The sequence below is a fragment of the Streptomyces sp. NPDC041191 genome, assembly GCF_055591945.1.
Map to the genome: position 1 here is coordinate 252,278 of NZ_JBVIZC010000005.1, position 23,326 is coordinate 275,603.

General features: G+C 73.2%; 22 protein-coding genes. 7 read left to right on the forward strand and 15 right to left on the reverse strand.

Annotation, left to right across the window (positions count from 1 at the left end; translation table 11 throughout):
- Positions 1-6: 6 nt before the first annotated feature.
- Genes iolD through iolC form a run of 3 tightly spaced genes read right to left on the reverse strand, consistent with a single transcriptional unit; the run spans position 7 to position 3,731 of the window.
- Positions 7-1,860: a 3D-(3,5/4)-trihydroxycyclohexane-1,2-dione acylhydrolase (decyclizing) gene (gene iolD, locus ACZ6AQ_RS12270; protein ID WP_468759529.1), complete on the reverse strand. Its 1,854-nt coding sequence runs from the start codon at positions 1,858-1,860 to the stop codon at positions 7-9.
- Entirely contained in the window at positions 1,857-2,768 is a 912-nt protein-coding gene (iolB, locus tag ACZ6AQ_RS12275) for a 5-deoxy-glucuronate isomerase (RefSeq protein WP_468759530.1), read from the reverse strand. The genes iolD and iolB overlap by 4 nt, the downstream gene beginning before the upstream one ends.
- Before the next feature lie 9 nt (positions 2,769-2,777).
- Complete coding sequence (gene iolC, locus ACZ6AQ_RS12280; RefSeq protein WP_468759816.1) at positions 2,778-3,731, reverse strand: 5-dehydro-2-deoxygluconokinase; 954 nt, start codon at positions 3,729-3,731, stop codon at positions 2,778-2,780.
- A 464-nt stretch (positions 3,732-4,195) separates the two neighbouring features.
- Between iolC and ACZ6AQ_RS12285 the strand changes: the two genes are divergently transcribed.
- Together ACZ6AQ_RS12285 and ACZ6AQ_RS12290 are read left to right on the forward strand one after the other, a co-directional pair.
- Positions 4,196-4,393: a MarR family transcriptional regulator gene (locus tag ACZ6AQ_RS12285; protein ID WP_468759532.1), complete on the forward strand. Its 198-nt coding sequence runs from the start codon at positions 4,196-4,198 to the stop codon at positions 4,391-4,393.
- An 80-nt stretch (positions 4,394-4,473) separates the two neighbouring features.
- Positions 4,474-4,698 carry a heavy-metal-associated domain-containing protein gene (locus ACZ6AQ_RS12290; protein ID WP_468759534.1) on the forward strand — a complete coding sequence of 75 codons (225 nt, stop codon included), beginning with the start codon at positions 4,474-4,476 and terminating at the stop codon, positions 4,696-4,698.
- Between the two features lie 675 nt (positions 4,699-5,373).
- Here the strand turns inward: ACZ6AQ_RS12290 and ACZ6AQ_RS12295 are convergent.
- Together ACZ6AQ_RS12295 and recD2 are read right to left on the reverse strand one after the other, a co-directional pair.
- A complete protein-coding gene (locus tag ACZ6AQ_RS12295; RefSeq protein WP_388692963.1) occupies positions 5,374-6,663 on the reverse strand; it encodes a citrate synthase in 1,290 nt (429 codons plus the stop codon).
- A gap of 179 nt (positions 6,664-6,842) precedes the next feature.
- Positions 6,843-9,080 carry an SF1B family DNA helicase RecD2 gene (recD2, locus tag ACZ6AQ_RS12300; protein ID WP_468759536.1) on the reverse strand — a complete coding sequence of 746 codons (2,238 nt, stop codon included), beginning with the start codon at positions 9,078-9,080 and terminating at the stop codon, positions 6,843-6,845.
- Between the two features lie 96 nt (positions 9,081-9,176).
- On the opposite strand from recD2, the gene ACZ6AQ_RS12305 reads away from it, so the two are divergent.
- Positions 9,177-9,641 carry a DUF937 domain-containing protein gene (locus tag ACZ6AQ_RS12305; protein WP_468759538.1) on the forward strand — a complete coding sequence of 155 codons (465 nt, stop codon included), beginning with the start codon at positions 9,177-9,179 and terminating at the stop codon, positions 9,639-9,641.
- A 39-nt stretch (positions 9,642-9,680) separates the two neighbouring features.
- On the opposite strand, the gene ACZ6AQ_RS12310 is transcribed toward ACZ6AQ_RS12305, so the two are convergent.
- From ACZ6AQ_RS12310 to ACZ6AQ_RS12320, 3 genes are read right to left on the reverse strand one after another with little or no spacing between them, the layout of a single operon-like run.
- Positions 9,681-10,454 (reverse strand): sugar phosphate isomerase/epimerase family protein, encoded by a 774-nt coding sequence (locus ACZ6AQ_RS12310; RefSeq protein WP_468759818.1) that lies wholly within the window; start codon positions 10,452-10,454, stop codon positions 9,681-9,683.
- A gap of 26 nt (positions 10,455-10,480) precedes the next feature.
- A complete protein-coding gene (locus ACZ6AQ_RS12315) occupies positions 10,481-11,629 on the reverse strand; it encodes a dihydrodipicolinate synthase family protein (protein WP_468759539.1) in 1,149 nt (382 codons plus the stop codon).
- Entirely contained in the window at positions 11,626-12,777 is a 1,152-nt protein-coding gene (locus ACZ6AQ_RS12320) for a Gfo/Idh/MocA family protein (RefSeq protein ID WP_468759541.1), read from the reverse strand. The genes ACZ6AQ_RS12315 and ACZ6AQ_RS12320 overlap by 4 nt, the downstream gene beginning before the upstream one ends.
- A gap of 120 nt (positions 12,778-12,897) precedes the next feature.
- Here ACZ6AQ_RS12320 and ACZ6AQ_RS12325 point away from each other — a divergent pair, with 120 nt between their 5' ends.
- Both ACZ6AQ_RS12325 and ACZ6AQ_RS12330 read left to right on the forward strand, forming a co-directional pair.
- Positions 12,898-13,944 (forward strand): LacI family DNA-binding transcriptional regulator, encoded by a 1,047-nt coding sequence (locus ACZ6AQ_RS12325; RefSeq protein WP_468759543.1) that lies wholly within the window; start codon positions 12,898-12,900, stop codon positions 13,942-13,944.
- 41 nt (positions 13,945-13,985) lie between these two features.
- Positions 13,986-14,552, forward strand: a complete 567-nt coding sequence (locus ACZ6AQ_RS12330) for a Uma2 family endonuclease (protein WP_468759545.1) — start codon at positions 13,986-13,988, stop codon at positions 14,550-14,552.
- Positions 14,553-14,616: 64 nt separating this feature from the next.
- Here the strand turns inward: ACZ6AQ_RS12330 and ACZ6AQ_RS12335 are convergent, their stop codons facing one another.
- The 3 genes from ACZ6AQ_RS12335 to ACZ6AQ_RS12345 are packed head-to-tail and all read right to left on the reverse strand — an operon-like array spanning position 14,617 to position 16,572.
- A complete protein-coding gene (locus tag ACZ6AQ_RS12335) occupies positions 14,617-14,757 on the reverse strand; it encodes a hypothetical protein (protein ID WP_468759547.1) in 141 nt (46 codons plus the stop codon).
- A 28-nt stretch (positions 14,758-14,785) separates the two neighbouring features.
- Positions 14,786-15,616 (reverse strand): LppU/SCO3897 family protein, encoded by an 831-nt coding sequence (locus ACZ6AQ_RS12340; protein ID WP_468759549.1) that lies wholly within the window; start codon positions 15,614-15,616, stop codon positions 14,786-14,788.
- On the reverse strand, positions 15,613-16,572 hold the full coding sequence (locus ACZ6AQ_RS12345) for an EamA family transporter (protein ID WP_468759551.1): 960 nt from the start codon (positions 16,570-16,572) through the stop codon (positions 15,613-15,615). Before ACZ6AQ_RS12345 ends, ACZ6AQ_RS12340 begins: the two co-directional genes overlap by 4 nt.
- Before the next feature lie 102 nt (positions 16,573-16,674).
- Here ACZ6AQ_RS12345 and ACZ6AQ_RS12350 point away from each other — a divergent pair, with 102 nt between their 5' ends.
- Entirely contained in the window at positions 16,675-17,586 is a 912-nt protein-coding gene (locus tag ACZ6AQ_RS12350; protein ID WP_468759553.1) for a LysR family transcriptional regulator, read from the forward strand.
- 140 nt (positions 17,587-17,726) lie between these two features.
- Here ACZ6AQ_RS12350 and ACZ6AQ_RS12355 read toward each other — a convergent pair whose 3' ends face one another.
- On the reverse strand, positions 17,727-18,554 hold the full coding sequence (locus ACZ6AQ_RS12355; RefSeq protein WP_468759555.1) for a DUF6461 domain-containing protein: 828 nt from the start codon (positions 18,552-18,554) through the stop codon (positions 17,727-17,729).
- Between the two features lie 95 nt (positions 18,555-18,649).
- Positions 18,650-18,910, reverse strand: coding sequence for a hypothetical protein (locus tag ACZ6AQ_RS12360; RefSeq protein ID WP_468759556.1), 261 nt, complete (start codon positions 18,908-18,910; stop codon positions 18,650-18,652).
- 334 nt (positions 18,911-19,244) lie between these two features.
- On the opposite strand from ACZ6AQ_RS12360, the gene ACZ6AQ_RS12365 reads away from it, so the two are divergent.
- Positions 19,245-21,119, forward strand: a complete 1,875-nt coding sequence (locus ACZ6AQ_RS12365) for a glycoside hydrolase family 3 protein (RefSeq protein WP_468759558.1) — start codon at positions 19,245-19,247, stop codon at positions 21,117-21,119.
- Positions 21,120-21,177: 58 nt separating this feature from the next.
- On the opposite strand, the gene ACZ6AQ_RS12370 is transcribed toward ACZ6AQ_RS12365, so the two are convergent.
- The gene (locus ACZ6AQ_RS12370; RefSeq protein WP_468759560.1) at positions 21,178-22,635 is read right to left on the reverse strand and encodes an aminopeptidase; all 1,458 of its coding nucleotides are present in this window, start codon (positions 22,633-22,635) and stop codon (positions 21,178-21,180) included.
- Between the two features lie 99 nt (positions 22,636-22,734).
- Positions 22,735-23,151: a hypothetical protein gene (locus ACZ6AQ_RS12375; RefSeq protein ID WP_388692939.1), complete on the reverse strand. Its 417-nt coding sequence runs from the start codon at positions 23,149-23,151 to the stop codon at positions 22,735-22,737.
- Positions 23,152-23,326 lie beyond the last annotated feature (175 nt).

The following is a 23,326-nucleotide window of genomic DNA, read 5'->3' on the forward strand; positions in this document are numbered from 1 at the left end:
GCTCCTTCAGAGATGGCGGCGCCGGGCGGCGGCGTGCCGGTCGTACTCCTCCCGGGCCTTGACCGCCGACGGGCGGGTCGAGGTCTCGGCCACGGGCACATCCCACCACGCCCGGGCGGAGGGCGGGCCCGACACTGTGTCTGCCGTTTCGGTCTCGACGTAGACACATGTGGGGACCGTCGCGGCCCGCGCGTCCGCGAGGGCCTGCCGCAGGTCACGCACGGTGCGGGGGCGCAGCACCCGCATGCCGAGGGAGGCCGCGTTGGCGCCGAGGTCGACGGGGAGCGGCGGTCCGGTGAAGCCGCCGTCCGCGTCCCGGTACCGGTAGTCGGTGCCGTACCGCTCGGCGCCGACCGCCTCCGAGAGGCCGCCGATGGAGGCGTAGCCGTGGTTCTGGAGGACGACCAGCCTCAGCGGGAGGCGTTCCTGCACGGCGGTGACGATCTCGGTGGGGTTCATCAGGTACGTCCCGTCGCCGACGAGCGCCCAGACGGGCCGGCCGGGGGCGGCGAGGAGGACGCCGATCGCGGCGGGGATCTCGTATCCCATGCAGGAGTAGCCGTACTCGACGTGGTACTGGTCGGACGACCGGGTCCGCCACAGCCGGTGGAGGTCGCCGGGGAGCGAGCCGGCGGCGTTGACCAGGATGTCGCTCCCGTCCACCAGGGTGTCGAGCACGCCGAGGACCTGGGCCTGGGTGGGGCGGGCGTCCTCGTCGGGGACGGCGTAGGCGGCGTCGACGTGCTCCTGCCACTCCCGCTTGGAGAAGATCCACTGCGACATGTCCTGCCGGTGGCCGCCGAGCGCCCCGGTGAGGGCGGTCAGGCCCTCGCGGGCGTCGGCGACGAGCGGCAGCGCGTTCTGCTTGTGGGCGTCGAAGGCGGTGATGTTGAGGTTGAGGAAACGGGTGCCCGCCGGGAAGAGGGTGCCGGAGGCGGTGGTGAAGTCGGTGTAGCGGGTGCCGACGCCGATGACCAGGTCGCTGGTGCGGGCCAGGGCGTTGCCGGTGGAGCTGCCCGTGTGGCCGACGCCGCCGGCCTCGCAGGGGTGGTCGTACGGCAGGACGCCCTTGCCGGCCTGGGTGGTGACGACGGGGATGCCGGTGCTTTCGGCGAAGGCGCGCAGGGCGTCCTCGGCGCCGCTGAACCGCACTCCGCCGCCCGCGACGACCAGCGGGCGGACGGCGGACCTCACCGCCCGTGCGGCCGCGTCGAGTTCGGCCGTGTCGGGGCGGGGGCGGCGGACGTGCCAGGTCCGGTCGGCGAAGAACTCCTCGGGCCAGTCGTACGCCTCCGCCTGGACGTCCTGGGGCAGGGCGAGGGTCACGGCGCCGGTCGCGGCGGGGTCGGCCAGGACCCGTACGGCTTCGAGGGCGGCCGGGACCAGGGCCTCGGGGCGGGTGATCCGGTCGAAGTACACCGAGACGGGGCGCAGGCAGTCGTTGACCGACACGTCCCCCGCGCGGGGAAGTTGCAGCTGCTGGAGGACGGGGTCGGCGGGGCGGCCGGCGAAGGTGTCGCCGGGGAGGAGCAGGACCGGCAGGTGGTTGATCGTGGCGAGGGCGGCGCCGGTGACGAGGTTGGTGGCGCCGGGGCCGATGGAGGTCGTGACGGCGTGCGCGGAGAGCCGGTTGGACTGCCGGGCGTAGCCGACGGCGGCGTGCACCGTGGCCTGCTCGTTGCGGCCCTGGTGGAAGGGCATGCGCGGGGCGTTCTCGACCAGGGCCTGGCCGATCCCGGCCACGTTGCCGTGGCCGAAGACGCCCCAGGTGGCGGCGATCAGGCGGTGCCGTTCGCCGTCGCGTTCCGCGTACTGGGCGGCGAGGAAGCGGACGAGGGCCTGGGCGACGGTGAGTCTCATGCGTACCCCTCCGGGTGCTCCGGGTGGAAGCGGATCTTCCACTCCCGTTCGGGCCCGGGGCCCGCCATGACGTTGAGGTAGTAGAGGTCGTGGCCCGGCTGGGCGACCGAGGGGCCGTGCCAGCCGTCGGGGACGAGGACGGCGTCGCCGTCGCGGACCTCGGCGAGCAGGTCCGCGCCGCCGGGCCGGGAGGGGGAGATCCGCTGGTAGGCGAGGCCGTGCGAGCCGGCGACCTCGTAGTAGTAGATCTCCTCCAGGACCGACTCGGCGCCGGGGAGGTGCTCGTCGTGCTTGTGCGGCGGATAGGAGGACCAGTTGCCGCCGGGCGTGACGACCTCGACGGCGATGAGCCGGTCGCAGGCGAAGACGTCGGCGGAGGCGAAGTTCCGCACCTCGCGGGCGCGGTTGCCGCCGCCCCGGGTCTCGACGGGAACCTCCGGCGCGGGGCCGTAGCGGGCGGGGAGTCGTCGCTCGCACTTCGCTCCTGCCAAAGCGAAGCGGCCTCCCGCGCCGGAGGCGATCTGGGCGTGGGCGTCACGCGGTACGTAGGCGAAGTCGCTCGCCCCGTCGAACACGCCCGCGCGGCCCCGGAGTTCGAAGGTCTCCCCGTCGACGCGCACGCTACAGGCACCGGCGAGGGGAAGCACCGTCCATTCGGAATCCCCACTCCCGAAGGAGTGGCTCTCCCCCGGTCCGAGGACGAGGACCCGGAGCGCGGAGTACGTCCATCCGGCGCGCCCGGGGTCGATGTCCACCGCGTACGGGCCCCGGGCGGCGGTCCCGGCGGGAAGGTGGAGGGCGGCGGGGCGCTCGGGGGCGGAGGGGTGCTCGGAGACGGAGGGACGCTCGGGGGCGGAGGGCCCCTCCGGGACGGAGGGGCGTTCGGGGTGCGGGCTCGTGCCGGACATCCCTTCCCCCTACCCCTTCTCCGGGATCGTGCCCGTGCCCCGGGCCAGCGCCTCCGCGATCTCCGCCGGGTCCGGCATCGCGGAGGAACAGGCCAGCCGGCCCGCGACGATCGCCCCGGCGGCGTTGGCGCGGCGCAGGGTCCGTTCCAGGTCCCCGCCGGCGAGGAGGCCGTCGACGAGCGCCCCGCCGAACGCGTCGCCCGCCCCCAGGCCGTTGACGACCTCCACCGGCAGCGGCGGCACCTCGGCGCGGGTCCCGTCGGCGGCGAGCGCGAGGACGCCCTTCGGGCCCCGTTTGACGACGGCCAGCCGGACGGTGCCGCCGGGGGAGGCGAGCAGGGCGCGGGCGGCGGCCTCCGGGTCCCGCTCCCCCGTCGCGACCTCGCACTCGTCGGGGTTGCCGACGGCGACGGTGGCGTGGCGCAGGGCCTCGGCGTAGTACGGGCGGGCCTCCGCCGGGTCGGTCCAGAACGCCGGCCGCCAGTCCAGGTCGAGGACGGTCGTCCCCCGGCCGGACCTGGCCCGCAGGGCCTCCAGGGTCGCGCCGCGGCTCGGCTCGGCGCACAGGCCGGTGCCGGTGGCCCAGAAGACCCGGGCGGCCCGGATCGCGTCGAGGTCCAGTTCGTGCGGGTGGATCTCCAGGTCCGGGGCCTTGGGCAGCCGGTAGAAGTGGAGGGGGAAGTCGTCGGGCGGGAAGACCTCGCAGAAGGTGAGGGGGGTGGGGTACGCGGCGACCTCGGTCACCCAGCGGGCGTCCACGCCGAACTCCCCGAGCGCCCGGCGCAGGAAGGTGCCGAAGGGGTCGGCGCCGGTGCGGGAGACGAGCGCGACGCGGCGGCCGAGCCGGGCGGCGGCGACGGCGACATTGGCCGGGGAGCCGCCGAGGAACCTGCCGAAGGTCTCGACCCGGTCGAGCCCGACCCCCGCCCGGAGCGGGTACAGGTCCACGCCGAGGCGCCCCATGGTGATCAGGTCGTACGGTTCGGTCTCCACGCGTCACCTTCCGCCTCGGGCCCGCCCCAGGTCCGACCGTCCGGTCTAACCGTCCACCGGGAGGCGTGTCAACGACATGTTCGGACATCCGAACGACCGGACCGATCGCGCCACGCCCGGCGCTCCTCCCGCTCCCCGGCGCGCGGGCTCCCCCGGACGGCGCGCGCGTACCGCCGGCGCATACCCTCCCGGACCGTGACGGCACGCGCGGACACGCCGGAGTCGTACCGCTCCGCTTCTGTCACGTTCCTCTCTCTTCCGTCACCCGTGTCTCCGTTGCGCGGGTTTCCCGTCACGGGTGCCCGACAACCGCTCTCCTCCCGTCCGAGGGGACCGCCGCGAGGGGCAGGGGGCCTGTGATCACCGACGCCCGCCCGCAGCGCCCCCGAACGGCACCCCGCCGCCGCTGCGCGGTGCGCGGGGAGGCTCCAGGCATGACGGACAGAAGACTCTGGTCGTACAAGGACATCGCGGCGCACATCCAGGTGCGGCCGGACACGGTCCGCTCCTGCCGGAAGTACGGGCTGCTCCTGCCGCCCGACCACGTCGAGTCGGGCAGGCCCTTCTGGTACGCGGGCACGATCCGCGCCTGGGTCGCGAGCCGGCCGGGCAACCGGGCCCGGCGCGACTGATCCCGTCCCGAGTGGAATTCATACCCCCTAGGGGTATAACCTGATCCGGTACGGCCCGAACCCCCAGAAGGAGCAGCGCCATGGCCGCAGAGACGAAGAACGAAGTCACCACCGTCTACCAGGTCAAGGGGATGACCTGCGGGCACTGCGAGGGCGCCGTCTCCGCCGAGATCTCCGCCCTCCCCGGCGTCACCTCCGTCACGGCCGTCGCCGCGACCGGCGAGGTCACCGTCGTCTCCGGCGCGCCGCTCGACCGCGAGGCCGTGGGCGCCGCCGTGGACGAGGCCGGTTACGAGCTGGTCTGACCGTCCGGGCGCGAACACCGCGCGGGGCCGTACACCGTCGTCCGGGTGCGGCCCCGTTCCCGTAGGGGCCCTCGGGGGAGGCGCCCCGGCATCCGCGACCGCCGCACCGGCAGGCGCACGGACGGCCGGATCGCCCGCTCCGCGACGGGCGCGGGGCGCGACGGCCCTTTCGTCCGCCTTCGTCGCGTCCTGCGGCTCACGACCCCGGTGGTTCACGCGAATTCATCTCGGTGTGACGCACAGAACCTTCACACCGAGATCTAGATCACAGATATTGTGGGGTAACCATCTGGGCTGTTCGTGGGTCTAAGTGGACGACGCCGAAGAACGTCTTGGGGGACGTTCGTGGGATGTCTTGGGGGACGTTCCAGGCAAGCGTCGGCCGGGGCACGTGCACCGGGGAGCTTTGAGCGGCCCTCCCGTACGTACCCCGGCGGACCGCGTCGCGCCCGACCGCGCGGCCTCCGGCCGACGCCGGCAGACGCCCGGCCCGGATCCCGTGGGGGGAATCCGCACCGGGGATATGGAAAGCGCCCCGCTCGCCGACCCGTGGGGGGATCGGCGGCGGGGCGCTTTCTCTTTCGCTTCCGCGAGGCTGCCGGGGCTACCGGACGGCCGGTGCCACCGGACCACCGGGGACCACCGGCCTACCGAGGACTACCGGGGACCGCCGGACTAGCGGCCCTCGACCGGCACGAAGTCGCGCAGGACCTCGCCCGTGTAGATCTGGCGCGGGCGGCCGATGCGGGAACCCGGCTCCTTGATCATCTCGTGCCACTGGGCGATCCAGCCGGGAAGGCGGCCGAGCGCGAAGAGCACGGTGAACATCTCGGTCGGGAAGCCCATGGCGCGGTAGATCAGGCCCGTGTAGAAGTCCACGTTCGGGTAGAGGTTGCGCGAGACGAAGTACTCGTCGGAGAGCGCGTGCTCCTCCAGCTTGAGCGCGATGTCCAGCAGCTCGTCGGACTTGCCGAGCGCCGAGAGGACGTCGTGCGCCGCCGCCTTGATGATCTTGGCGCGCGGGTCGAAGGACTTGTACACCCGGTGGCCGAAGCCCATCAGGCGGACGCCGTCCTCCTTGTTCTTCACCTTGCGGATGAAGGAGTCGACGTCGCCGCCGTTGGCCTTGATGCCTTCCAGCATCTCCAGGACCGACTGGTTGGCGCCGCCGTGCAGGGGACCCCAGAGGGCCGAGATGCCGGCGGAGATCGAGGCGAACATGTTCGCCTGCGACGAGCCGACCAGGCGCACGGTGGAGGTCGAACAGTTCTGCTCGTGGTCCGCGTGCAGGATGAGCAGCTTGTCGAGCGCCGAGACGACGACCGGGTCGAGCTCGTACTCCTGCGCCGGGACCGAGAAGGTCATGCGCAGGAAGTTCTCGACGTACCCGAGGTCGTTGCGCGGGTAGACGAACGGGTGACCGATCGACTTCTTGTACGCGTACGCCGCGATCGTCGGCAGCTTGGCCAGCAGCCGGATCGTGGAGAGGTGGCGCTGCTCCTCGTCGAACGGGTTGTGGCTGTCCTGGTAGAAGGTGGACAGCGCGGAGACCACCGAGGACAGCATCGCCATCGGGTGGGCGTCCCGCGGGAAGCCGCGGAAGAAGTTCTTGACGTCCTCGTGGACCAGCGTGTGCTGCGTGATCTCGTTCTTGAAGGTCGCCAGCTCGTCGACCTTGGGCAGCTCACCGTTGATCAGCAGGTACGCCACCTCGAGGAAGGTGGAGCGCTCGGCCAGCTGTTCGATGGGGTAGCCGCGGTACCGCAGGATGCCCTGCTCACCGTCGAGGTAGGTGATCGCGGATTTGTAGGCGGCGGTGTTGCCGTATCCGCTGTCGAGGGTGACCAGTCCGGTCTGGGCCCGGAGTTTTCCGATGTCGAAGCCCTTGTCGCCGACGGTGCTCTCGACCACCGGGTAGGTGTATTCACCGTCCGCGTACCGCAGTACTACAGAGTTGTCGCTCACGTCATCCCTCACCGACGTAGTGCCTCTTCTTCGAGGTGCCCTGACTGTCTCTACCATCCCCCATTTGGCTCAGGAGAGTGCACTCGGGGTCGACCATTGGGCCAATCGGCGGCACTCAGTGCCGCCAACCTTCATATCCTGCCCCGTTCGCCCCGGTTCCGGTACCCCTCCGTGATCTTTCACACGAGGGCGGGTCCTGTGAGCCGGTGGGCGAGTGCGGTAAAGCGGCGGCCCGCCGAGACCGTCCGCACCGCCTGGGCGATCGCCCGGCGGGACCCGACGAGGACGACCAGCTTCCGGGCCCGGGTGACGGCCGTGTAGAGCAGGTTCCGCTGGAGCATCATCCAGGCGCTCGTGGTGACCGGGATGACCACCGCCGGGTACTCGCTGCCCTGCGAGCGGTGGATGGTGACCGCGTACGCGTGGGCCAGCTCGTCCAGCTCGTCGAAGTCGTACGGCACCTCCTCGTCCTCGTCCGTCCGCACGGTCAGGCGCTGCTCGACGAGGTCCAGGGCGGTGACGACGCCGACGGTGCCGTTGAAGACCCCGTTCTCCCCCTTGTCGTAGTTGTTCCTGATCTGGGTGACCTTGTCGCCGACGCGGAAGACACGGCCGCCGAACCGCTTCTCCGGGAGGTCGGGGCGGGCCGGGGTGATGGCCTGCTGGAGGAGGCCGTTGAGCGCGCCCGCGCCCGCCGGGCCCCGGTGCATGGGGGCGAGGACCTGCACGTCCCGGCGGGGGTCGAGGCCGAACCTGGCCGGGATGCGGCGGGCCGCGACCTCCACGGCCACCCGGGCCGCGTCCTCGGTCTCCTCCTCCGCGAAGAGGAAGAAGTCGGGCAGGCCCTCGGTGCGCGGGGGCGTGCCGGCGTTGATCCGGTGCGCGTTGGTGACCACGCCGGACTGCTGGGCCTGCCGGAAGATCCGGGTCAGCCGGACGGCCGGCACGGGGCTGCCGGGAGCGAGCAGGTCGCCCAGGACCTCGCCCGCGCCGACCGAGGGAAGCTGGTCCACGTCCCCCACGAGCAGCAGGTGGGCGCCCGGAGCCACCGCCTTGACCAGCTTGTTCGCCAGGAGCAGGTCGAGCATGGACGCCTCGTCCACGACGACCAGGTCCGCGTCCAGGGGCCGGTCCCGGTCGTAGGCGGCGTCCCCGCCGGGCTTGAGCTCCAGGAGCCGGTGGACGGTGGACGCCTCGGCGCCGGTCAGCTCCGCGAGCCGCTTGGCGGCCCGCCCGGTGGGGGCGGCGAGCACCACCTTGGCCTTCTTGGCACGGGCCAGCTCCACGATGGAGCGGACCGTGAAGGACTTGCCGCAGCCGGGGCCGCCGGTCAGGACCGCGACCTTGCGGGTCAGGGCGAGCCGTACGGCCTCCTCCTGCTCGGGCGCGAGCGAGGCCCCGGTACGGGTCGCGAGCCAGGCCAGGGCCTTGTCCCAGGGCACGTCCCGGAAGGCGGGCATCCGGTCCTCCTCGGCCCGCAGCAGCCGCCGGAGCTGCCCGGCGAGGGACAGCTCGGCCCGGTGGAAGGGGATCAGGTACACGGCGGTGACGGGCGTCCCCTCGGGGCCGGGCACGGTCTCCCGCACGACCCCCTCGGGGTCCTCGGCCAGCTCGCCCAGGCACTCGATGACAAGGCCGGTGTCCACCTGGAGGAGCTTCACCGAGTCGGCGATCAGCCGCTCCTCGGGCAGGAAGCAGTGCCCCTGGTCGCCGGACTGCGACAGGGCGTACTGGAGGCCGGCCTTCACCCGGTCGGGACTGTCGTGCGGGATGCCGACGGCCTGCGCGATCCGGTCGGCGGTGAGGAAGCCGATGCCCCACACGTCGGCGGCGAGCCGGTACGGCCGGTTCCTCACGACGGAGATCGAGGCGTCCCCGTACTGCTTGTAGATCCGCACCGCGACCGAGGTGGAGACGCCGACCTCCTGGAGGAAGACCATCACCTCCTTGATCGCCTTCTGCTCCTCCCAGGCGGCGGTGATGTTCCTGGTCCGCTTGGGCCCGAGCCCCGGGACCTCGATCAGCCGGCCCGGGGCCTCTTCGAGGATGTCGAGGGTGTCGAGCCCGAAGTGCCGGGTGATGCGGTCGGCGAAGACGGGGCCGATGCCCTTGACCAGGCCGGAGCCGAGGTAGCGGCGGATGCCCTGGACGGTGGCGGGCAGGACGGTCGTGTAGTTCTCGACGGTGAACTGCCTGCCGTACTGCGGGTGGGAGCCCCAGCGGCCCTCCATCCGCAGCGACTCCCCCGGCTGGGCGCCGAGCAGCGCGCCGACGACCGTGAGGAGGTCCCCGGCGCCGCGCCCGGTGTCGACCCGGGCGACCGTGTACCCCGTCTCCTCGTTGGCGTAGGTGATCCGCTCCAGGACCCCTTCGACCACTGCCGGACCGCGGCCTTCGTCGGCCCCTTTGTTGGACATGCGACGACCGTAGCGAAGGGGACGGACAGTGCGGGCGGCGGCGGGGGACACCGGCTCCGGATGCCGGCCGGAGGTGCCGAACGTAGCGTTTCCGGCATGAGCGAACCTTCCTTCCGGGACGACGTCCTGAACGAACTCGGCCCCGACCGGCTCCACGAGATCGCCGGGCTGCTCGGTACGGACGCCGCCGGGGCGCAGGAAATCGTGGGCGGCTCGGTCGCGGAGCTGTCCGGCGAACTGCGGCGGGCCGCGGCCGAGCCCGGCAGCGCGGACGAGGTGCGCGCCGCCGTGGACGAGGTGGCCTCGCCCGAGCCGCCCCTGCGGGGCGTCGCCGCGCTCGGCGGGCTGATGAGCGGCGGCCTGATGGCCGGGGTGCTCACCAGGCTGGCGAAGCCTGCGGCGAACGCCGTCGCGAAACGCACCGGCATCCCGCCGGCCACGGCGCACCGCGCGGTCGAACTCCTCGTCCCGGCCGTCCTGGCGGTCCTCACCCGGCGCGCGGGGAAGCGCGGCGCGACGGGCGGCCTCGGCGGCCTGCTGGGCGGCGGGACGAAGGGATGACCGGCGGCGGGGTCCCCGCCGGGTCCCGGGGCGGGGGCCTCAGACCGCCAGGAAGTCCTCCAGCGTCTCCTCCAGGACCTCCACCCCGTCGCGGGCCCACAGGTCGTCGTTGAAGAGTTCGACCTCCACCGGGCCCGTGTACCCGGCCCGCTCCATCAGGCCGGCCCAGGCCCGGAGGTCGATGGCGCCCGTGCCCAGCCGGCCCCGGCCGTTGAGGACCCCGGCGGGCAGCGGGGTCGTCCAGTCCGCGAGCTGGAAGGCGTGCAGGCGGCCCGCCGCGCCCGCCCGTTCCACCGCCGCCGGGGCCCGGTCGTCCCACCAGAGGTGGTACGTGTCGACCACCACGCCCACCCGGTCGGCGGGGAACCGTTCCGCGATGTCCAGGGCCTGGTCGAGGGTGGAGACGGCGCAGCGGTCGGAGGCGTACATCGGGTGCAGCGGCTCGACGGCGAGGCGCACGCCCCGTTCCGCCGCGTACGGGGCGAGCGCGCCGATCGCGTCGGCGATGCGGGCGCGGGCGGAGGGGAGGTCCGGGAAGGCGGGGGTCAGACCGCCGGAGACCAGGACCAGGGTGCCGGTGCCGAGCGCCACGGCCTCGTCGACCGCCGCGCGGTTGGCCGCCTCCCAGCCGTCCGAGGTGAAGAAGCCGCCCCGGCAGAGGGTGGTGACCTCCAGGCCCGCCTCCCGCACGAGGCGGGCCGCCGCCTCCACGCCGTACTCCCGGACGGGTTCGCGCCAGAGGCCGACGCCCGGGACGCCGAGCCGGACGCACTGCGCGACCAGTTCGGGCAGGGAGAGCTGCTTGACCGTCATCTGGTTGACGCTGAGCCGGTCGAGGTTCACTGCGGGACTCCGTGGACCGTGAGGAGGGACCTCATGCGGGACTCCGCCAGGGACGGGTCGGGGAACAGGCCGAGGCCGTCGGCCAGTTCGTACGCGCGCGCGAGGTGCGGGAGGGAGCGTGCGGACTGCAGGCCGCCGACCATCGTGAAGTGGTCCTGGTGGCCGGCGAGCCAGGCGAGGAGGACGACGCCCGTCTTGTAGAAGCGGGTCGGCGGGTGGAAGAGATGGCGGGAGAGCGCGACCGTGGGGTCGAGGAGCTTCCGGAAGGCCGCCGTGTCGCCCGTGTCGAGGGTGCGGACCGCCTGCGCGGCCAGCGGGCCCAGGGGGTCGAAGATGCCGAGCAGGGCGTGGCTGAAGCCCCGGTCGTCGCCCTCGATCAGCTCCGGGTAGTGGAAGTCGTCGCCCGTGTAGCAGCGGACGCCCTCCGGGAGGCGGCGGCGCAGCGCGACCTCGCGCCGGGCGTCGAGGAGGGAGACCTTGACGCCGTCGACCTTGTCGGGGTGGGCCGCGATCACGTCGAGGAAGGTCTCCGTGGCCTCGTCCAGGTCGGCCGAGCCCCAGTAGCCCTCCAGGGCCGGGTCGAACATCGGGCCGAGCCAGTGCAGGATCACCGGCTCGCCCGCCTGGCGCAGGAGGTGGCCGTAGACGTCGAGGTAGTCGTCGGGGCCGGTCGCGGTGGCCGCGAGGGCGCGGGAGGCCATGAGGACGGCCTGGGCGCCCGCCTCCTCGGCCACCGCGAGCTGTTCCTCGTAGGCGGCGCGGATCTCGGCCGGGGTGCCGCCGGTGATCTGGTCGGTGCCGACGCCGCAGGCGATCCGTCCGCCGGCGGCGCGGGCCTCCGCGGCGCTGCGGCGGATCAGTTCGGCGGCCCCGGTCCAGTCGAGGCCCATGCCGCGCTGGGCGGTGTCCATGGCCTCCGCGACCCCGAGGCCGTGGGACCAGAGGTGGCGGCGGAAGGCGAGGGTGGCGTCCCAGTCGACGGCGGCGGGGCCGTCGGGGGTGGTGTCGGCGTACGGGTCGGCGACGACGTGCGCGGCGGAGAAGACCGTACGGGAGGCGGGCGGGGCGGCCGGGGCGAACGCGAGCGGTTCGGCGCGGGGCGCGTACTCCCGTACGCCGCCGCCGGTTCCGGGGAGCCGGATCACAGGGTCACCTCGGGGACGTCCAGGCGGCGGCCCTCGGCGGCGGAGCGCAGGCCCAGTTCGGCGAGCTGGACGCCGCGGGCACCGGCGAGGAGGTCCCAGCGGTACGGCTCGTCGAGCACCACGTGGCGCAGGAAGAGTTCCCACTGGGCCTTGAAGCCGTTGTCGAACACGGCGTTGTCGGGGACTTCCTGCCACTGGTCGCGGAAGGGTTCGGTGACGGGGACGTCGGGATTCCAGACGGGCTTCGGGGTGGCCGAGCGGTGCTGGACGCGGCAGCCGCGCAGGCCGGCGACGGCGGAGCCGTGCACACCGTCCACCTGGAACTCCACCAGTTCGTCGCGGTGGACGCGGACGGCCCAGGAGGAGTTGATCTGGGCGACGGCGCCGCCCTCCAGCTGGAAGATGCCGTACGCGGCGTCGTCGGCGGTGGCCGCGTAGGGCTTTCCGCGCTCGTCCCAGCGGCGCGGGACGTGGGTGGCGACGTGGGCGGTGACGGCGGTGACCCGGCCGAAGAGCTCGTGGAGCACGTACTCCCAGTGCGGGAACATGTCGACGACGATGCCGCCGCCGTCCTCGGCGCGGTAGTTCCAGCTGGGGCGCTGGGCGTCCTGCCAGTCGCCCTCGAAGACCCAGTAGCCGAACTCGCCGCGCACGGACAGGATCTCGCCGAAGAACCCGCCGTCGATCAGGCGCTTGAGCTTGAGCAGGCCCGGGAGGAAGAGCTTGTCCTGGACGACGCCGTGCTTGATGCCCTTCTCCCGTGCCAGGCGGGCGAGTTCGAGTGCGCCGGCGAGGTCGGCGGCGGTGGGCTTCTCGGTGTAGACGTGCTTGCCGGCGGCGATGGCCCGGGTGAGCGCGTCGACGCGGGCGGAGGTGACCTGGGCGTCGAAGTAGACGTCGATCGTGTCGTCCGCGAGGACGGCGTCGAGGTCGGTGGACCACTCGGTGAGGCCGTGGCGTTCGGCGAGGGCGCGCAGGGCGTGCTCCCGGCGGCCGACGAGGACGGGCTCGGGCCAGAGGGTGTCGCCGTTGCCGAGGTCGAGGCCGCCCTGTTCGCGCAGGGCGAGGATCGAGCGGACGAGGTGCTGGCGGTGTCCCATCCGTCCGGTGACGCCGTTCATGGCGATGCGGACTGTCCTGCGTGTCACGAAACGTTCCTCTCCGGGGTGCTCCGCGCCTCCGATCCTCGGATAGAAAGCGTTTTCCATCGGCGATGACGCTAGCCTGCCGACATCACCGCCGACAAGGGCCCCGGAGGTACGCACACGATGACCGTCACCCTGGCGGACGTGGCCGCCCGAGCACGGGTCTCCCCCGCCACCGTCTCCCGCGTCCTCAACGGCAACTACCCGGTCGCCGCCTCGACCCGCGCACGGGTGCTGCGGGCCGTGGACGAACTGGACTACGTCCTCAACGGCCCCGCGAGCTCCCTCGCCGCCGCCACCTCCGACCTGGTCGGCGTGCTCGTCAACGACATCGCCGACCCGTTCTTCGGGATCATGGCGAGCGCGGCGCAGGGCGCGATCGGGGAGAGCGCCACCGGGCGCGGCGGGGGCGGGAAGCTCGCCGTCGTCTGCAACACCGGCGGCTCCCCCGAGCGCGAACTGACCTATCTCACCCTGCTCCAGCGGCAGCGGGCCGCGGCCGTGATCCTCATGGGCGGCTCCCTGGAGGACCCGGACCACCTCGCGGCGACGGCCGGGAAACTGGCGAAGCTGACGGAGGCCGGGACGCGGATCGTGCTGTGCGGGCGGCCCCCGGCACCGGGCGACACCGGCGCGGCGGCGCTCGTCTTCGGCAACCGGGCCGGGGCGCGGCAGCTCACCGGGCACCTGCTCGGCCTCGGCCACCGGCGGATCGGGTACGTGGCGGGCCCGGCCGACCGCACCACCACCCGGCACCGCCTGGAGGGCCACCGGGAGGCGCTCGCGGCGGCCGGGGTCGCCGAGGGACCGACGGTCCACGGGCCGTACGACCGGCGCTCCGGCCACGGGGCGGTCGCCGAACTCCTCGCCCGCGACCCGCACCTCACGGCCGTCGTCGCGGCCAACGACACGGTGGCGCTCGGCGTCTGCGCGGCCCTGCGGGAGCGGGGCCTGTCCGTCCCCGGCGACGTGTCGGTCGCGGGCTTCGACGACCTCCCGTTCTCGGTGGACGCGGTCCCGGCCCTGACGACCGTACGGCTGCCCCTGCACGGGGCGGGGGCCCGCGCGGGCCGCCTGGCGGTGGGCACGGAGGAGCCTCCGGCCGGGGGCGAGGAGACGGTCCCGGGGGAGCTGGTGGTGCGGGGGTCGACGGGGGCGCCTCGGGAGTAGGTGGCCGTTATCGTGGTGACGAGCGCCACATGGAGGATCGCATGACGACCATACTGATGGACCTTTCCAGCGCCTGGGACGTCTTGGACGGCGTCTCCCTGCCCAAGGGCTACCGCGTAGAGATCACGGACGGAAAGATCATCATGACGCCCCAGGGCGAGAGTCAGTCCGACGTCCTCATCGAGGCTGCCCCACAGATCAAGAAGCAGCTCGCGGGCCATGGCAAGGTGTTGTCCGACGTCATGATCGATTTCCCGTCGAGCCTTTACGGCTACGCTCCCGACCTGGCCATCATCGCCCCGGGCTCCGAGCGGAACAGGCGCGGCCGCTTCGAGTGGCACAGCCTGGAGGCCGTGCTGGAGATCATCTCGCTCAGTACGCGAGACAACGACTTCGAGAAGAAGCTCCGGATGTACGCGGAGTGCGCGATCCCGCTCTACGTGATCATCGACCCGTCCGAGAACGTCTGCACCGTGCACAGCAGGCCCGCCCGCACCGGCGTCTACGCCGGGCGGGAGACGATCCCCTTCGGCGAGGACCTCGTCCTGCCCCTCGAAGGGCGCGAGATCGTCGTGCGAACCGACGGCTTCCCCCGCTCCGGAGACTGAGCGCGTCGCACCCGCCGGTGGGTGCGACCCAAGGCGTCCGGGGCGTCCGGGGCGTCCGCGAACGCTACGGGCCGACAGGGCCGTTCGGCTTCACGTCGCCCTGAGGAGCGTTCGCCGCGCCGGTCAGGCCCGTCGCCGCGAGGACCGGCAGGACGGCGCCGGGGGCGGGCGCGTCGCTGTCGACGGTGACGTTCTCGAAGGTCATGCGGGGTGCCCCTCCCGGCGGGGCACGGTCACAGGGGCTTGACGCAGTGGCCCGGCCTCCCCGGGGAGCCGGTCACGTACTCGGGGCGCAGGAGGTAGTCCCCCGGTCCGCAGGAGGGCCCGTCCTCGACGCGGTACTCGGCGGACGCCGAACCGCAGTCCACCTTCCGGAGCGCCTGGTCGGGCCAGTCGACCGTGTTCTCCACGCAGTCGCCGACGGAGAGCCCCGGCCGGCCGCCGTCGCCGTCGGAGCCCGCGAGCAGTCCGATGAGGGCGAGCACCGGAACGGCCGCCACGAGGAGCGTGAGCGGGACGAGCACCAGCAGGGCGGGCGCGCGGAGCAGCACCCGCCGGCCCGGGTCCAGGGGAGGCCGCAGGGCGCCGTACGGCTCGGGCAGGCGCCGGAACGCGGCGCGGGCGCCGAAGACGTTCCCGAGGACGACGAACGGCGTGAAGAAGAACGACAGGAGGCCCCACCAGCCGGTCACCAGGGTGTTCGAGGTCATCCGCCGGTAGACGGCGAGGCCGCAGGTGCGGCAGAAGACGCCGCGCCGGGTGACCGTGCGCATGATGATGATCATGCCCTGGTGCGCGCGGACGGTCGCCGCCACCGCGGGCCCCGCACCGCACACCTCGCACCCTCCCGGGGCGGCCGCGCCGTGGGGCGGGTACCCCTGCCCGTGAGGTCCCGGCGGCGCGTAGGGGCCCGGTGGCACGTGAGGTCCCGGCGGCGCGTAGGCGTAGGACTGCGGCGGCTGCCCGTACGGCTGCGGCGGCTGCCCGTACGGCTGCTGCGGCGGGTACGGAGATCCGTGGGGCCCCGGCTGCCCGTACGGCTGCGGTGGCTGCGGATGGGTCATGGTGTCGCTCCCCCGTTCGGCATCGGCACCAGCACCTTAGCCCCCGGTCCCCGAACGGCCTTCCTCCGTACGGACGTCAGCGCCACCCCTCCCACGAGCAGGACGGCCGCGCACCAGCGGAGCGGGCTCATGCCCTCCCCCAGGAACAGCGCCGCCGAGGACATGCCGAAGACGGGGACGAGGAGGGAGAAGGGGGCGACGGAGGAGGCCGGGTGGCGGCGGAGGAGCCAGCCCCAGGCGCCGAAGCCGAAGACGGTCGTGATCCAGGCGACGTAGACGATGACGCCCGCGCCGGCCCAGTCCAGGTTCCGCAGGGCTTCGAGGTCCCGCTCGGGTCCCTCCAGGAGAAGGGAGAGGGCCAGCAGCGGCAGGACCGGCACCGTGCTGACCCAGACCATGAAGTTGAGCGCGTCGGGCGGGGCGGCCCTGCGGGTCAGGACGTTGGAGACGCCCCAGCAGGCCGCCGCGGCGATCACCAGGGCGAAGCCGGTCGTGGAGGCCGCCGCCCCCTCGTCGACGGCGGCGACGCCGATGCCGGCCAGGGCGACCGCCATCCCGGCGAGCTGGAGCCGCCCCGGGCGTTCACCGAGGACGGCGAAGGCGAAGAGGGCGGTGAAGACGGCCTGGACCTGGAGGACGAGGGAGGAGAGCCCGGCCGGGGCACCGAGGTCCATGCCGGTGAAGAGCAGGCCGAACTTGGCGACGCCGAGGGCGAGTCCGACGCCCACGATCCACTTCGGGGCGACCTTCGGGCGGCCGACGAGGAAGACCGCCGGCAGGGCGGCGGCGAGGAAGCGGAGGGCGGAGAAGAGCAGCGGCGGGAAGTGGTCGAGGCCGATCTCGATGACGACGAAGTTGACGCCCCAGACGGCGGCGACCAGGACGGCGAGGACGACGTGGGAGGGGGCGAAGCGGTCCGGGCCGGAACCGGCCGGAGCGGTGGGTGCGGGGTGCATGCGGTCGAGCATGGCCGCCGCCGACCGTGTAGCACCAGCACGGGTTCCTTCATGGTGGAATGAAGCGCTCCTTCATCCACCTCCTCCGTCCGGGAGTTGCCCGTGCTGGACCTCGGCCGCCTTCGCGCCCTGCACGCCGTCGCCGTCCACGGCAGCGTCGGCGCCGCCGCGACCGCCCTCGGCTACACCCCGTCCGCCGTCTCGCAGCAGATCGCGAAGCTGGAACGGGAGACCCGTACGACCCTGCTCGAACGCAGCGGACGCGGTGTCCGCCTCACCGAAGAGGCCAACCAACTCGCGGACACGGCAAGGGAGTTGCTCCTGCTGGTCGAGGAGGCCGAAGTGCGGCTCGAAGAGCGGCGCGACCGGCCCGCCGGACGGCTCTCGATCGGCTGCTTCGCGAGCGCGGCGCGCGGCCTGATGCCCCGGGCACTCGCGGAACTGGCCCGGCTCCACCCCGAGCTCGACGCCCGCCTCTCGGAGGTGGAGCCGCACCTCTCGGTCGACCTGGTGGCGCGGGGCGTGCTCGACCTGGCGGTGGCGCACGACTGGGACATCGCACCGCTCCCGGCGCCCCCGGGGGTCGAGCAGGCGGTCATCGGGGACGACCTGTGCGACCTCCTCGTCCACCGGGACCACCCGCTGGCGGCGCGGGGGCCGGTGCGCCGGGAGGAGCTGGCGGCGGAGCGGTGGATCGCGCAGCCGCCGGGGACGGTCTGCCACGACTGGCTGGTGCGGACACTGCGGGCGACGGGGTACGAGCCGCTGATCGTCCACCGGGCGGAGGAGAACCACACGCAGGTGGCCCTGGTGGCGGCCGGTCTGGGCATCGCCCTGGTGCCGCGCCTGGGCCGGGGGACGCTGCCGCCGGAGGTGGTGCCGGTGCGGCTCGACCCGGTGCCGACGCGACGGCTGTACGCGGTGTGGCGGACGGGCGCGGCCCGGCGCCCGGCGATCCGGGAGACGGTCCGCACGCTCCGGGAGCTGTGGCCCGCGATCACCGCCGCCGGGTGAACCCGGCCCGCGCCGCAAGAAGCCGAACCGCCGGCCCGTCCTGAGGACCCGGGCCGGACGAGACACGGTCCAGCCCGGCCGCTGGGCCCACAACCGGACCACGAAGCCGAGGAGCAACCGCCGGGCCGGAAGACCGGTGCTCAGGGGAACCCGAGCCCCGTCACCGCCCAAGGAGTGGGTGACGAGGGACCGAGGATCACGATCGGTTCCTCGGCTCGGGCCCGGGCGAGGGCAGTGGCGGCCTCCACCTCCTCGCGGGTGACCTCTTCGCAGAACCGTTCCCCGTCCGCGCCGGTGACGTCGACGACCACCTTGGTCCACTCCGCGGCGGGCGCCTCCGGAACGTGTCCGAGGTGGTACTCGGCATTTTTGAGAAGTTCCTCTGTGAGCCGTACGCCCGTCAGACGCTCGGTGAGGGCAAGCACCGCCGCCTTGGTATCGGTGCCCGGGCCCGTGTCGTCCTCGTCCTCGGTCAGGTCGAAGCCGATCTCACGCATCATCGGGACCAGCTCGTCCGGGGTGCTGCCATACCTGTTCGTGGGCCGTTCGAAGCCGGTCCGCAGCTCACCGTCCTCAAACCAGTCGAAAAGGTCGACCGGCGCGCCCCCGTTGGCGGAATGCGACACGGCGCGCCCGTTCTGCGACAGGGACGGCATGAACCGTGACATCCCTGCGCCCCCGTTGAAGTCGAAGACGAGCGTCCACTCGCCCTCTGTGCCCGGCACGGTGAAAGCGCCCGCGACGAAGGAGTCGTCCCAGTAATCCGTCGCAGCGCGATGCTCCAGGTGCTCCTCGGCCAGAGCGTCCAGTCCCTCACCCGTGCCCTTCGGCTCGGCCTCCATCAGACGCAGTACGTCGGTGGGGGTGGTGCCGTGGACGAGGGCCAGGCCGTATCCGCCCGTCATCGCGTCGCCGAACATCCGGGAGGAGCGTATCCAGGCGTAATCCCGCGCAGTCGCCGAAGTCATGCACAGCGGTCTGCCTCCCAGCACTGACGGGCTTGCAGCCCGAGGCCCCCACCAGGGAACCAAGGGCCTCAGCGCTTCGGGGATGCGGGCTCGGGTCAGCCGATCCAGTCTCGGAATCGGGCGTGGGACGGTCCGCATGTGCCGTCGGCCAAGGCGTCCTCGTAAGCCTGCCGGGCTACGGCTTCCCTCCCTTCCGCCGAAGTGTCGGCGGACACGAGGGACCCTGAGCCGACTGCGTAGGTCGCGCATCGTGGATAGACCGGCTGAACGGCGTACCACCCGAAGGCGACGACGGCAGCCAGCGCGGCCAGGGTGACGAAACGGCGTCTGGGCGTGTGGAAGAACGGGTTGATCACCCAGGGATGGTACGGAGCGTGTCCGACCTGCCGACCCGCGCCCTACTCCGCCACGGACAAGGTGACGGTCCCCCGCAACTCAAAGACAACCGCATTGGCCTGCCGGGGCCCCCGGACGGCCCCGGCCCGTGCGCCGGACCCGTCTCCGGGGCGGCCCGGCACGCCCGCCGGGCTCGCCCCCCCCCGGGACGGCCCCGGTCCCCGCGCCGGGCGTACGCCGGGTGAGGTGCGCGCGGGCGATTCCTGCGCGGATCCTTGACCTGGCAGTTACTTTCGGGCTATCCGTGACTCCTTGGAAGTTTCCTTCAACCTCGCACGGCCGGAAGGAGCACCAGTGCACCACCGCGCCACCGCACCCTCCCCCTCCCCTTCCCCTCCCCCTTCTTGCTCTCCCTCCCGACGCACCCTCCTCACGGTGACCGCCGCGGCGGCCGCGGCCGCCGTCACCGGCGCCACCGCCCCCGCGGCCCACGCGGCCCGCGCGGCCCGCGGGGAGACGAGCGACCGCGGGCTCCGCCGGATCATCGACCGCATGCCGCTGGAGGAGAAGGTCGGCCAGCTCTTCGTGACGCGGGTGTACGGACACTCCGCGACCGACCCCGACCCGGCCGACGCCGACGCCAACCTCGCCGAGTTCGGGGTCCGTACGGCCGCCGAGCTGGTCGAGCGCTACCACGTCGGCGGGATCATCTACTTCGCCTGGGCCCACAACACCCGCGACCCGCACCAGATCGCCGCCCTCTCCAACGGCATCCAGCGGGCCGCCCTCGCCCGGCCCCGCCCCGTCCCGGTGCTCATCTCCACCGACCAGGAGCACGGCATCGTCTGCCGGGTCGGCAAGCCGGCCACCCTGCTGCCCGGCGCGATGGCCCTCGGCGCCGGCGGCTCGCGCGCCCACGCCCGCGAGGCCGCCCGGATCGCGGGCGCCGAACTCGCCGCCCTCGGCATCCGCCAGAACTACGCCCCGGACGCCGACGTGAACGTCAACCCGGCCAACCCGGTCATCGGCGTCCGCTCCTTCGGCTCCGAACCCGGCGCGGTCGCCGGTCTCGTCGCCGCCCAGGTCGGGGGGTACCAGGGCGCCGGGGTCGCGGCCACCGCCAAGCACTTCCCGGGCCACGGCGACACCGCCGTGGACAGCCACTACGGGCTGCCGACCATCACCCACACCCGGGAGCAGTGGGAGGAGCTGGACGCCCCGCCGTTCCGGGCCGCGATCGCGGCCGGCATCGACTCGATCATGACCGCCCACATCGTGGTCCCCGCGCTCGACCCGAGCGGGGACCCGGCGACCCTGTCCCGGCCCATTCTCACCGGCATCCTGCGCGAACGGCTGGGCTACGACGGCGTGGTGGTGACCGACGCGCTCGGCATGGAGGGCGTGCGCACCAAGTACGGCGACGAGCGGGTCCCGGTGCTCGCCCTGAAGGCCGGGGTGGACCAGCTCCTCAACCCGCCGAGGCTGGACGTGGCCTGGAACGCCGTCCTGAAGGCCGTGCGGGACGGCGAGCTGACGGAGGCCCGGCTCGACGAATCGATCCTGCGCGTCCTGCGCCTGAAGGCGAGGCGGGGCCTGTTCCGGCAGGCGTACGTGGCGCCGGAGGGCGTCGACCGGACCGTCGGCACCCGTTCCCACCTGGCGCGGGCCGACCGGATCGCCGAGGCGACCACGACCCTGCTCCGCAACGAGGGCGGTTTCCTGCCCCTGCGGCCCTCCCGCCACCGCTCGGTCCTGGTCGTCGGCGCCGATCCGGCCTCGCCCTCCGGCACCACCGGGCCGCCCACCACCACCCTGGCGACGGCCCTGGGCGAACTGGGGTTCACCGCGACCGCGCTCTCCACCGGGACCGCGCCGACGGCCGCGCGGATCGAGGAGGCGGTGGCGGCGGCGGCCGGCCGGGACGTGGTGGTCGTCGCCACGTACAACGTCACCGCGACCGGCACCCAGCGCACCCTGGTGGAGCGGCTGGTGGCGACCGGGGTGCCCGTGGTGACGATCGCGATCCGCAACCCGTACGACGTCGCCCGTCTGACGGGCCAGCGGGCGACCCTGGCCACGTACTCCTGGACCGACGTGGAGCTCCGGGCCGCCGTGCGGGTCCTGGCCGGGCGGGCGGAGCCCCGGGGCCGCCTGCCGGTGCCGGTGCGGAGCGCGGACGATCCGGAGCGGACGCTGTACCCGGTCGGGTACGGCCTCTCGTACCGCTGACGGACGAGGAGGGGGTGCGCCCGTCCGGGCGCACCCCCTCACTCCGTTCCGGTGGGGATCACGGCCTCAGGCCGTGCTCCCGCGTCGCCTCCTCGTCGACCGCCCTGTCGAGGCGGGCGTCGAAGCGTGCCAGCGGCTGCGCCGCCCGGACGGCCGGGGCGGGGACGCCGGCCCAGGCCAGGATGCGGGCGGTGGCGTTCTCGCGCTCGGCGTCGACGAGCCCGGCCACGTTCGCGCCGTGGTTGGCGCCCGGCGCGGTGTAGACGTAGCTGTCGCGCGCGCCCTTGCCGAGGTGGAACGGCTCGGAGCCCCACGGGTCGTTGCCGCCGTAGACGAACAGCATCTGGTGCGCGTTGTTGCGGACCCAGTTGTCGACGTCCCGCATGGCCTGCGGCTGGAACTTCATGGGGATCTCGCGCGGCACGAAGTTGCGGGCCGGCTGGTAGCCGTAGCGGCTGAGGCCGTCGAGGTGCGGCTGCCGGATGCTGGGCGAGCCGAGCTGGGTCGCCGCCTGGTAGTAGTACGGCGTGTAGCCCTCCAGCCCCTGGTCGGTGTAGGCGGCCCAGCCGGAGTAGGCGTCGATCGTGTCGTAGACGGCGTCGTCGCTCGCGGTCCTCGCGTCCGGGATCTGGTCGCAGACGTCCTCGCCGTAGTACTGCCAGAAGCCCCAGACGAAGTCGAGGACGACGGCCTCGTACGCCTTGTCGAGGGTGCCGACCGTGTTGAAGGTGGCGCCCTCGGTCGCGGCCCACTCCTTGTACTTCTTCTGCAGCGGCGCGCGGCGGACGAGGGCCTCGCGCTGCAGGGCGTTCAGGCGGTCGCGGCACTCCTTGGTGCCGACGTTCGCGAAGAACCGGTCGTAGGCCGAGTCCTCCTTCTCCACCACGTCGTTCGGGGCGACGTAGGCGACGACGCCGTCCATGTCGCGCGGGTAGAAGCGCTCGTAGTAGGTGGCGGTCATGCCGCCCTTGGAGGCGCCGGTGGAGAGCCACTTCTTGCCGTAGATCTTCTTCAGGGCGGTGAAGATCCGGTGCTGGTCGCTGGCGGCCTGCCAGATGGTGAGCTTCGACCAGTCGGCCGGCTGCGGCCGGGACGGGGTGAAGAAGCGGTACTCCATGGAGATCTGGTTGCCGTCGACGATGCGGGTCGGCTCGGACCGGCTCGGCGTGGTGCTCAGCCCGTAGCCACTGGTGCGGAAGACGGTGGGGCGGTCCGTGTCCTTGTGGAGGACCGAGATCCGCTGCTGGAACGTGCCCTTCCACGGGCGCGCGTGATCGATCGGCTGTTCGTAGTTCAGGACGAAGAAGCGGTACCCGGCGTACGGCTTCTCCTCGATCAGGGTCATCCCGGGGATCGCCAGGATGCGGTCCTTGATGTCCTCGGCGGTCTCCCCGCTCTGCGAGCCGGTGACGGACGTGCTGCCGGTGTCCGTGTCCGCGGCGGTGGCCACGCCGGCCGGGCCCACGGTGCCTATGAGCACCGAAAGCGACAGCAGCAACCTGAGCGACTTGCGCATGCACCCTCCCCTTGGTTCACAACGGTGACGTGAACCTAGCGGGGGCAACGTGGGGACCGCCAGCCCCAGTTGGTCCTTACGGCGGGACGTTCCCGCACATCAGCACAGAATCCACCCGGTGGACGTCCCCTTCCCGGCCACCGAGCCCGACGCCCGGACGCAGCGGTGCAGGGCGTGGACGGTGACGGGCCCGGTCTGCCGGTCGAACCGCCCGCTCCGGACGGCGGCGCGCCCGCCGCGCGGCTGGAGCGAGACGGCCATCGGCACCCGGGGGCCGGGGCGCCGGGCGACGGTGACGGCGCACACGTACTGCCGGGTCCGGTAGAGGCGCAGCTCCCCGGTGGGGAAGGCGACCGTCCGGCTGGGCCGCCCCTGGCAGACGGAGACGGCCTCGGCGGTGCCGGAGCCGGGGCCGGGCACGGGGAGCAGGATCAGGGCGAGGGCCGCGAGGAGGGGCGCGAGGGCTCTGGCGGCGGACCGCCGGACGGGCCGTGCGGTCGTGTCGTCCATGGCCATGCGGGTTCCCTCCCGTGCGAAACGCCGTACAGGCGTACGGTTCTACGACGCCCGCGGCCCCCGAACGGTTGCCCCGGGACCGGCCGCCCGGCCCCGGAACGGTTGCCCCGGAACCGGCCGCCCGGCCCCCGACCGGTTGCCCCGGGACCGGCCGGACCCGTCCGCCGCCGGGCCT